The sequence below is a fragment of the Arthrobacter sp. P1_C12_2 genome (genome assembly GCF_056406415.1).
In genome coordinates this window covers 221,707-230,835 of record NZ_JBFUAF010000007.1, presented here as the reverse complement: position 1 = coordinate 230,835, position 9,129 = coordinate 221,707, and the positions used below count along the sequence as shown (strand labels likewise).

Here is a 9,129-nt window from a genome sequence, read left to right as displayed (position 1 = left end):
CCTTCGAACCCATCATTGTCCACAGCCTCCACAAGAGCATCTCCCACCTGGAAGCCGCCTGCCGCACCCTCACGGCCCGCTGCGTCCGGGGCATCACCGCCAACACCGAACATCTCCGCCTCACGGTGGAACAGTCAATCGGCCTCGTCACCGCCCTCAACCCGCAGCTGGGCTACGCCACGGCCACGGCCATCGCGCAGGAAGCCCTCGCCACCGGCAAGGGCGTTGCGGAACTCGTGCTCGAACACGGGCTGCTCACTGCTGAGCAGCTCACCGAGCTCCTGAGCCCGCAGCGCCTGGCCAACCTGAGCAAGTAGCGCACCTCCGAACTCCGAAGGACCCCCATGACTTCTCCTGACACTGCCCGCGCCCAAAAACAGACCCAGCCAAAGCCGGCTGTCTCGGACCACACCATTCCGGCGCACGCCCATGCCTCCGGGGCCGCGCTCCACGCCGAGGACCAGGGCTACCACAAGGGCCTGAAACCCCGGCAGGTCCAGATGATCGCGATCGGCGGCGCCATCGGCACGGGCCTGTTCATGGGCGCCGGCGGCCGTCTCGCCACCGCCGGACCGGCCCTGATCATCAGCTATGCCGTCTGCGGGTTCTTCGCCTTCATGATCCTGCGCGCCCTCGGCGAACTCGTGATGCACCGGCCCTCGTCGGGCTCCTTCGTCTCCTACGCCCGCGAATTCTTCGGAGAGAAAGCCGCGTTTGTCACCGGCTGGCTGTACTGGCTGAACTGGGCCATGACGGCGATCGTGGACATCACCGCCGTCGCGCTGTACATGAACTTCTTCAAAAAGTACTGGGCGCCCATCGCCGACGTGCCGCAGTGGACCTGGGCCCTGGCGGCCCTGATCCTGGTCCTGGGCCTGAACCTCATCAGCGTCAAGGTGTTCGGCGAGCTTGAATTCTGGTTCGCGCTGATCAAGGTCGTGGCGCTCGTGTCCTTCCTGCTCGTAGGCATCTACTTCGTCATCTTCGGCACGCCCGTGGCCGGCCAGGAGGTCGGCTTCAGCCTGATCGCGGACAACGGCGGCATGTTCCCCAACGGCCTGCTGCCGGCCATCGTGGTGATGCAGGGCGTCGTGTTCGCCTACGCCTCGATCGAACTGATCGGCACCGCCGCCGGCGAGACCGAAAACCCGGAGAAGATCATGCCGCGGGCCATCAACACGGTGATCGTGCGCATTGCGGTGTTCTACGTTGGCTCGCTCGTACTGCTTTCCCTGCTGCTTCCCTACAGCTCCTACAAGGCCGGCGAAAGCCCGTTCGTGACGTTCTTCGGTTCCATCGGGGTGGACGGCGTGGACGCCATCATGAACCTCGTGGTCCTTACCGCAGCGCTGTCCTCGCTCAATGCAGGCCTCTACTCCACCGGCCGGATCATGCGTTCGATGTCCATGGCGGGTTCCGCGCCGAGATTCGCCGGCCGGATGAACAAGTCCGGCGTCCCCTACGGCGGCATTGCCCTCACTGCCGCAGTGGCTGTCCTGGGCGTGATCCTGAACGCCGTGGTCCCGGCCGAGGCCTTCGAGATCGTCCTGAACGTCGCATCGCTGGGCATCATCAGCACCTGGGCCATGATCGTCCTGTGCCAGATGCAGCTTGCCCGGCTCGCAGCCCGCGGAGAACTGCTCCGGCCCGCGTTCCGTATGCCGGGCGCACCCGTCACGGGCTGGATCACCCTGGCCTTCCTCTTGGCGGTGCTGGTCCTCATGGCCTTCGACTCACCGGTAGGAACGTGGACCATCGCCTCCCTCGCGGTCATCATCCCGCTCCTCATGCTCGGCTGGCGCCTCTGCCGGCACCGCATCCTGGAAATCGCCGCCGTCCGCGACGGCTTCACCGGCCCGTACCCGCTCGTGGCCACGCCTCCCGCAGGGAGGAACTCAGCCAACGCCGGCGGCAATTCGGAATAGCACCCGGCATTCCGCCGCGTAACGCAACGTCCCCGCAACTTCTCGTGCACGCGGTTCGCATATGCTCAGCGGACAGACTCAACATGGCTCAGCGACGAACCACCCGGGAGACAGCTCATGACCAATTGGCGGATCAGGGATTTTCATTCGGCCGACCTCGACGGCATCCTGCATCTCTGGGAATCCCTCAAAGAATCAAATGTCGAGCCCGTCTACGCGCTCTCGGAGGTCCTGGCCTCGTGCGAAAAGGACCACGCCGTCGTCGCGGTGCAGGGCGAGCAGGTGGTGGGCGCCGCCGTCGGACGGGCCGCCCATGACCAGGGCTGGATCGTTTTCCTGGCCACGTTGCCCGAGTTCCGGGGCCGCGGAATCGGCACCTCGCTGCTGGCCGCGGTCGAGAACCGGATGGCCCCGCACGGGCTCAACAAGCTCTCGGCCCTGATGCCGGAATCCGAAACCCGGGTGGAGGCGTTCCTGGGCCGCGGCTTCGCGCTGAAGAAGAACCTGCGCTACTTCGAACGGAAAATCCCGGTCCAGCGCCAGGAGCTCGAACCCCTCAGCCTGCTGGGCGGCCGCATCCTGGCCCGTGACCTGTGGGAGAACGTGGCCGGCATGCGCAACGAGAAGGAACTGCTGGAACGCCGGCTGGTCCTTCCGCTCGCCGAGGCCGACCTCGCCGACGAATACGGTGTGGTGCCGCCGCGGGCCGTGGTTCTCTTTGGACCGCCCGGTACCGGCAAGACGACGTTTGCCAAGGCGATCGCGTCCCGGCTCGAATGGCCGTTTGTGGAGGTCTTCCCCTCCCGGCTGGCCGCCGACCCGAAGGGACTGGCCGGGGCGCTGCGCGAGACCTTCCTGGAGATCGCCGAGCTGGAGCACGCGGTGGTCTTCATCGACGAGGTCGAGGAGATCGCCGCGCAGCGCTCGGGCGAACCGCCTTCTCCCCTGCAGGGCGTCACCAACGAGCTCCTCAAGATCATCCCCGCCTTCCGGGAACAGCCCGGCCGGCTCCTGGTCTGCGCCACCAACTTCATCCGCGCCCTGGATTCGGCGTTCCTGCGGCACGGCCGGTTCGATTACGTCATCCCGATCGGCCTGCCGGACCGGCAGGCCCGCGAGGCGATGTGGCAGCGCTTCATCCCCGTTGCCGTGGTGGACGACGTCGACGTCGAGCTCCTGGTGGACCGCACCGAGGGCTTCTCCCCCGCGGACATCGAGTACGCGGCCCGCAGCGCCTCCCAGCGGGCTCTGGAAAAGGCGGTGTACGACGACGGCGGCGCGTCGTCCGGGGGCGACCCCGCCTCCCGCGCGGCTGTCCGGAAGGGCCCCTCGACCCAGGACTACCTCGATGCCATCCGCGACACCAGGACAACGGTCAGCGACGAGGTGCACCAGGACTTCCTCGAGGACATCGACGCCCTGGGCCGGGTGTAGCGGAAGCGTGGTCCTGTTTCTCACAATTGTGAGCGGCCTGGCCTGGACCGTGGTCTACGTCGATGCCATCCGGATCGGCTTCAAGGACAGGAGCTACGCGATCCCGGCCGCCGCGCTGGCCCTGAATTTCGCCTGGGAGACCATCTACGCCACGCGCTCCGTCGCGACGGGAATTACCGCCCAGGGAGTCTTCAATATCGCGTGGGGACTGGCCGACGTCGTGATTGTGTACACCTTCCTGAAGTTCGGCCGTTCCGAGCTGCCGGACTGGGTGACGCGGCGGCTGTTCATCGGCTGGGCGCTCCTGCTGGGTGTCACGTCCTTCGCGGTGCAACTGCTGTTCGTCGTCCAGTTCGGCTGGGACGACGCGGCCCGCTATGCGGCCTTCCTGCAGAACCTGCTGATGTCCGGGTTGTTTATCGCCATGTTCGTTGCCCGTGGCGGCTCACGGGGCCAGACCCAGCTGATCGCCGTGGCCAAGTGGATCGGCACCCTCGCGCCTACCATCGCTCTGGGCTGGTACGGCAACTCGCCCCTCATCCTGGGCGTGGGGATTCTCTGCAGCATCTTTGACCTGGCGTACATCGGCCTGCTGTGGCGGGCCCGGCAGCCGGGACCCGCTAGAGGGTGACGACGATCTTGCCCTTGGCATGGCCCTGTTCGAGCGCGGCGAAGGCCTCCGCAATCTCCGAGAACGGGTAGGCGCGGTCCACGACCGGCTGCACGTGGCCGGCGTCGACGAGTGCCGCCAGGGTGCGCAAATCATCCCCGCTGGGGTGCATGAACAGGTAGCGGTAGCTGGCCTTCGCCTTACGGGCACGGCGGCGGATGCCCATGCTCATCAGCCAGAACAAGGCGGTGATCCATGGCGGCGAGCCCAGGTCTCTCGTCGCGGTGAGCGGCTCAGGAACGCCGGCGATGGATACCACCCGGCCGCCGGACCTGAGAATGCGGAAGGAATCCCGGAGCGTCACACCGCCGACCAGGTCCAAGACCGCGTCGAAATCGTGCAGCACTTGGGCGAAGTCCTCCCGGTTGTAGTCGACGACGGCATCCGCCCCCAGCCGCCGCACCAGCGTCTCGCCGCGGGCAGATGCCGTGGTGGTGACCTCGGCGCCGAAATACTTGGCGAGCTGGATGGCCAGCGTTCCCACGCCGCCCGCGCCGCCGGAGATGAAGAGCCTGGTGCCACGGCCCACACCAAGTTCATCGCGGAGGGCCTGCAGCGCCGTGAGTCCGGCCAGCGGCAGACCTGCGGCCTCGGCGAACCCGAGCGAGGCCGGCATGGCGGCCACCAATTCCTGTTGCACGCACACCAGCTCGGCGAACGCTCCAAGTCTGGCCTTGTCCACCCGGGCATAGACGCGGTCTCCGATGGAGAAGCGGTTGGGCCCGGGTCCGACTGCCTCCACCGTCCCGGCCACTTCACAGCCGGCGACGATCGGGAGGCGGACGTGGCTGATGGGACGGAGCGCGCCCCGGCGGAACTTGAAGTCCACCGGGTTCAGCCCGGCCGCTGCGACCTTGATCCGGACATCACCCGGGCCCGGCTGGGGAGCCGGAACATCCCGGAACTCCATCGCGTCCGGGCCGCCGTAGCGCGTGAGGACGTAGGCACGCACACTTAGTCCCGGGCGGACTCGGTTTCGCCGGCCGGAGTCCCGCCCGGCGCAGCCGCCGTGTCTTCAGCCGCCGTGTCTGCCGCCGGGGCGTCTTCTGCCGGGGCGTCGTAGGAGAGGAACTCGTAGTCGGTGTCGTCCGCCTCGTCGAGCATGTCGTCCAGTTCGTTGAGTAGCCAGGGATTGATCCGGGCCAGGATTTTCCGGGTTTCCTCGACAGGGACGGCGGCGTAGAGCACCGGCCGGGCGTCGTCGTAGCGGGTGACCGGGGGCTTGTCGGGCCACTTTTCGGCCAGCGCCTTGACCCGTTCTGGCAACGAATTGTGCGCGTTGTCGGCAATCTTCACGAGCGTGGCGTCGTGGTCCTCGGCGATGTACCGGATGCCGGCCTGGTAGTCGTCCGGGTTCTCATGCAGGCGCTTCGTGACCCGTTCGACGATGTCCACGGCCCGCTCGGAGACGCCCATGTCCAACAGCGCCTGCCGCGTCATCGGGGTGTCCTCGGCGATGTCGTGGAGGTACCCGGCGATCCGGATGTCGTCGTCGAAGTCCGCCAGGGCATCCCCGACGGCGAGCACATGCTCCCGGTACGGCCGCTTGAGCTTGTCCTTCTGGCGGTTGTGGGCCACCTCGGCCAGGACCTTGGCTGTCTCGACAGTGAAGCGGGGCTGGGGGTGTGCGGGCTCGGTCATGAATCCAGCCTACGCGCCGCGGCTGTCCGTCCCTGCCCGGAGGCCGGTTCCCGGAAGCGCTCCCGGCACACCGGGCCACACCCAGGGCTCGCGCGGCAGCGCGGCGGGGTCGAAGGCGGCGAGTGCATCTTCCAGGCGGCCGGGCGGGAGTCCCAGGGAGGCCAGCAGCGCGTCCCGGACCTGGTCCGCGCCCACCCCGGCCAGCGCCAGGTCGGCGAGCGTGACGGCGCCGTCGCGCTTGGCCAGCCGGGCGCCGTCGGCGTTCAGTACCAGCGGCACATGTGCATATTCCGGAACGGGCATATTGAGCAGCGACGCCAAATATGCCTGCCGCGGCGTTGAAGGCAGCAGGTCGTCGCCGCGGACCACCTGATCGATGCCCTGCGCGGCGTCGTCCACCACCACGGCCAGGTTGTAGGCGGTCACGCCGTCGTTGCGCCGGAGCACGAAGTCGTCGACCACACCGGTGTAGCTGCCGTGCAGCACGTCCTGCACGGTCACCTCAGCAACGATGGAACGGAGCCGGACAGCCGGCGGCCGGGCGGCCCGTTTGGCCTCGCGCTCGGCGCCGGTCAGGTTCCGGCAGGTCCCCGGATAGGCGCCCAGCGGCGCGTGCGGCGCGGACGGGGCCTCCTGGATTTCGCGGCGGGTACAGAAGCACTCGTAGGTCAGGCCCACCGCCGTCAGCTCCGCGATCGCCCCGGCATACAGATCCTCACGGTCCGTCTGGCGCACGACGCCGCCGTCCCAGCTCACGCCGATCGCCGCAAGGTCGCGGAGCTGCTCGGCCTCGGCGCCGGCCCGGGCACGGTCCAGGTCCTCCACCCGCATCAGGAACCGCCGCCCCCCGGAACGGGCGAACAGCCACGCCAGGATGGCCGTCCGGAGGTTGCCCACGTGCAGTTCGCCGGAGGGACTGGGGGCGAAGCGGCCAGCTGAGGTCATGTCACAAGCCTATGCGGAGCAGCACAAGAGCCCCTCAGCTACCGATGACTTCGGGAAATCCGACGTCGGTGGCTCAGGGGCTCTTGCCGCGGGGCGCGTTGTGCGGAATGACGATGCGTGAACAAGAGTCAATCAGCGGCTGGTTCCTTGCGGGAGCCTCATCCGGGGTCCGGGTGGTGTGCCGGGGTGTCCGTAGCCTTCGGGATCGTGGCGGTGGCCTCGTCCTCTTTGTTGTCACCATTTGAGCAGAAGCCATACAGTTGGTGCAACGGACCAGCGCTGAAGTAGCCAATCTGATCAACAACAGCTGGGACGGTGAACAGGAAGTGGTCATTTTGCAGGAGCTCGACGTGACGGACCGGCGGATTCTCTCCGCGCTGGATGAAGATCCCCGCGTGCCGGTCATGGTGCTGGCGCAGAAGCTGGGCCTGGCCCGCGGCACTGTCCAGTCCCGCCTGGAGCGGATGTCGGCGTCGGGCGCGCTCCGCCCGAACAGCAGCCGGGTGCTGCCGTCCGCCCTGGGCCGGGGCGTGGCGGCCGCGGTCAGCGCGGAATTGGACCAGAGCCACCTCAACGAGGCGATCGCTGCCCTGCGCAATATCCCGGAAGTACTCGAGTGCCACGCCCCGGCCGGCGACACCGATCTCCTGATCCGGGTGGTGGCCAAGAGCCCGGACGATCTCTACCGCGTGTCCGAGGAAATCCGGCTGTGCCCGGGAATCGTCCGGACGTCGACGAGCATGTTCCTGCGCGAGGTCATTCCCTACCGGACCACGGGACTGCTCGGCGCCTGAACCCTCCGTCCAGACCGGCGCGCCCCGGCCTTCCAGTCCTCGCTTAGACCGGCGGCCCGGCGTTGGCTTTCAGGTTCTTCATGACCAGCGTCGACGTCAGGCGTTCGACGCCGGGCAGCGAGGTCAGCTCGCTGTCATAGAAGCGCTGGTAGGACGGCAGGTCCTCCGCGATGACCTTGAGCAGGTAGTCCGGCGACCCGAAGAGCCGCTGGGCCTCGACGATATTGGGATTGCCGGCCACCCGGCTCTCGAAGATCTCCATGGTGGAACGGTCCACCTGCCGCAGCGTCACGAACACGATCGCCTCGAAACCGAGCCCCACGGCGGCCGGATCAATGTCCGCCCGATAGCCCCGGATGATCCCGGCGGCCTCCAGATCCCGCAGCCGGCGATGGCACGGGGCCACGGTCAACCCGACCTTGGCCGCCAGGGCCGTGGCAGTCATCCGGCCGTCCGATTGGAGGTAACGCAAAATACTTCTGTCAATGGTGTCGATCACGCAATTATCTTACCCAAAACCCGCGTTTCGTCAGTAAATAGGAGAACACTTCCCGGCCGAATTTGCCTAGAGTTTTCCTTGTACCCGCCACGAGGTGCCGCACCCCTGGAGCCCGCCATGAACCCCCAGCTTTTCCTCGCCTTCCTGGTCGTCGCCGTCGCCCTGGCATGCACCCCCGGCGTCGACTGGGCCTATTCGATCGCGGCGGGGCTCAGGCAGCGCAGCTTCGCGCCCGCCGTCGCCGGGCTCTGCGGCGGCTACGCCCTCCACACGGCGCTGCTGGTGCTGGGACTGGCGGCACTGCTGGCCGGGATGCCCGGCGTGCTGGGCTGGCTGACGGCCGCGGGCGCCCTCTACCTGCTCTGGCTGGGCTTCAGCACCCTGCGGTCCTGGCGCGGGGCCACCTTCAGCACCGGCGCGGCCGCTGCCGGCGCGGCCGCGCCCGCGAGCCAGTTCCGGATCTTCCTCCAGGGCATGGGCATCAGCGGAATCAACCCCAAGGGCCTGCTGTTCTTCGTGGCCCTGGTGCCGCAGTTTGTCAGCCCTGACGCCGCGTTGCCGGTTCCGGTCCAGTCGGGACTGCTCGGGCTGACTTTCATCCTGCTCGTGGGCGTCATCTATAGCTGCGTGGCACTCCTGGCGCGGAAACTGCTGCAGGCCAGGCCGGGCGCAGCCCGCCAGGTGACGCTGGCCAGCGGGATCATCATGCTGGTCCTGGGCGCCTTGCTGCTCTCCGAGCAGATCGTGCCCGCCGTCAGCGCAGCCATGAACCGCGGCTGAGGGCGGGAATCCCGGCTACTTGCGCTGCATGTACCACTCGGTGAAGGACGACGCGCGGCCGTCCGCGGTCAACTGGATGATCCACAGGTTGTCATAGCTTCGGCTGTTGCCGCGGTACGTCGTCAGGCCTTGCACAAACGCCCGGCCGCCGTCGACCCCCAGCAGCTTCCACTCAAACGTCCAGTCATCCGGCTCATCGCGCCCGGCAAGCCAGTGCTCCACGATGTCGTCCCGGCCCCGCCACGGTTCGGCTTCCTGGGGGCTGGTCGCGTAGACGGCATCCTCGGTAAACAGCGCCCGGATGTCCTCCGGATCGTTCGTCGTCCACGCTGTGAGGTAGTGCTGCATCCAGCGCTCCACCGCATCTCTCATGCCTCGTTTGTACTCCCCGCCCAAGGGGCCCGCAAGAGTAGTGGATACGTGGATTTGGCCGTGATCGGG

10 protein-coding genes and 1 pseudogene are annotated in these 9,129 nt (G+C 67.6%); 6 read left to right on the top strand and 5 right to left on the bottom strand.

Features of this window, described 5'->3' with window-relative positions; genetic code table 11:
- From aspA to AC1DZQ_RS10245, 4 genes and pseudogenes are all read left to right on the top strand, one after another.
- Positions 1 to 317, top strand: a pseudogene (aspA, locus tag AC1DZQ_RS10260) (aspartate ammonia-lyase); the annotation flags it as partial.
- A 27-nt stretch (positions 318 to 344) separates the two neighbouring features.
- Positions 345 to 1,925 (top strand): amino acid permease, encoded by a 1,581-nt coding sequence (locus tag AC1DZQ_RS10255; protein ID WP_476963421.1) that lies wholly within the window; start codon positions 345 to 347, stop codon positions 1,923 to 1,925.
- 117 nt (positions 1,926 to 2,042) lie between these two features.
- Positions 2,043 to 3,359, top strand: coding sequence for an ATP-binding protein (locus tag AC1DZQ_RS10250; protein WP_476963420.1), 1,317 nt, complete (start codon positions 2,043 to 2,045; stop codon positions 3,357 to 3,359).
- 7 nt (positions 3,360 to 3,366) lie between these two features.
- A complete protein-coding gene (locus AC1DZQ_RS10245; RefSeq protein WP_476963419.1) occupies positions 3,367 to 3,990 on the top strand; it encodes a transmembrane-type terpene cyclase in 624 nt (207 codons plus the stop codon).
- Here AC1DZQ_RS10245 and AC1DZQ_RS10240 read toward each other — a convergent pair.
- The 3 genes from AC1DZQ_RS10240 to gluQRS are packed head-to-tail and all read right to left on the bottom strand — an operon-like array spanning position 3,980 to position 6,615.
- Entirely contained in the window at positions 3,980 to 4,981 is a 1,002-nt protein-coding gene (locus tag AC1DZQ_RS10240) for an NADP-dependent oxidoreductase (protein ID WP_476963418.1), read from the bottom strand. The two genes, AC1DZQ_RS10245 and AC1DZQ_RS10240, sit on opposite strands and share 11 nt — an antisense overlap.
- Positions 4,982 to 4,983: 2 nt before the next feature.
- Positions 4,984 to 5,670: an HD domain-containing protein gene (locus tag AC1DZQ_RS10235; protein ID WP_476963417.1), complete on the bottom strand. Its 687-nt coding sequence runs from the start codon at positions 5,668 to 5,670 to the stop codon at positions 4,984 to 4,986.
- Positions 5,671 to 5,679: 9 nt separating this feature from the next.
- A complete protein-coding gene (gluQRS, locus tag AC1DZQ_RS10230; protein ID WP_476963416.1) occupies positions 5,680 to 6,615 on the bottom strand; it encodes a tRNA glutamyl-Q(34) synthetase GluQRS in 936 nt (311 codons plus the stop codon).
- Positions 6,616 to 6,950: 335 nt separating this feature from the next.
- Here gluQRS and AC1DZQ_RS10225 point away from each other — a divergent pair, with 335 nt between their 5' ends.
- Positions 6,951 to 7,409, top strand: a complete 459-nt coding sequence (locus AC1DZQ_RS10225) for an Lrp/AsnC family transcriptional regulator (protein ID WP_476963432.1) — start codon at positions 6,951 to 6,953, stop codon at positions 7,407 to 7,409.
- Positions 7,410 to 7,452: 43 nt separating this feature from the next.
- Here AC1DZQ_RS10225 and AC1DZQ_RS10220 read toward each other — a convergent pair whose 3' ends face one another.
- Complete coding sequence (locus AC1DZQ_RS10220) at positions 7,453 to 7,908, bottom strand: Lrp/AsnC family transcriptional regulator (protein ID WP_476963415.1); 456 nt, start codon at positions 7,906 to 7,908, stop codon at positions 7,453 to 7,455.
- Between the two features lie 117 nt (positions 7,909 to 8,025).
- Between AC1DZQ_RS10220 and AC1DZQ_RS10215 the strand changes: the two genes are divergently transcribed.
- Positions 8,026 to 8,688 (top strand): LysE family translocator, encoded by a 663-nt coding sequence (locus AC1DZQ_RS10215; protein ID WP_476963414.1) that lies wholly within the window; start codon positions 8,026 to 8,028, stop codon positions 8,686 to 8,688.
- A gap of 15 nt (positions 8,689 to 8,703) precedes the next feature.
- Here the strand turns inward: AC1DZQ_RS10215 and AC1DZQ_RS10210 are convergent, their stop codons facing one another.
- On the bottom strand, positions 8,704 to 9,060 hold the full coding sequence (locus AC1DZQ_RS10210; RefSeq protein WP_476963413.1) for a nuclear transport factor 2 family protein: 357 nt from the start codon (positions 9,058 to 9,060) through the stop codon (positions 8,704 to 8,706).
- Positions 9,061 to 9,129 lie beyond the last annotated feature (69 nt).

Excerpts from the sequence above, each read along its gene's own strand:
- AC1DZQ_RS10215 (WP_476963414.1), top strand. The coding sequence starts at position 8,026 with ATGAACCCCCAGCTTTTCCTCGCCTTCCTGGTCGTCGCCGTCGCCCTG.
- AC1DZQ_RS10210 (WP_476963413.1), bottom strand. The coding sequence starts at position 9,060 with ATGAGAGATGCGGTGGAGCGCTGGATGCAGCACTACCTCACAGCGTGG.
- AC1DZQ_RS10250 (WP_476963420.1), top strand. The coding sequence starts at position 2,043 with ATGACCAATTGGCGGATCAGGGATTTTCATTCGGCCGACCTCGACGGC.
- AC1DZQ_RS10235 (WP_476963417.1), bottom strand. The coding sequence starts at position 5,670 with ATGACCGAGCCCGCACACCCCCAGCCCCGCTTCACTGTCGAGACAGCC.
- gluQRS (WP_476963416.1), bottom strand. The coding sequence starts at position 6,615 with ATGACCTCAGCTGGCCGCTTCGCCCCCAGTCCCTCCGGCGAACTGCAC.
- AC1DZQ_RS10255 (WP_476963421.1), top strand. The coding sequence starts at position 345 with ATGACTTCTCCTGACACTGCCCGCGCCCAAAAACAGACCCAGCCAAAG.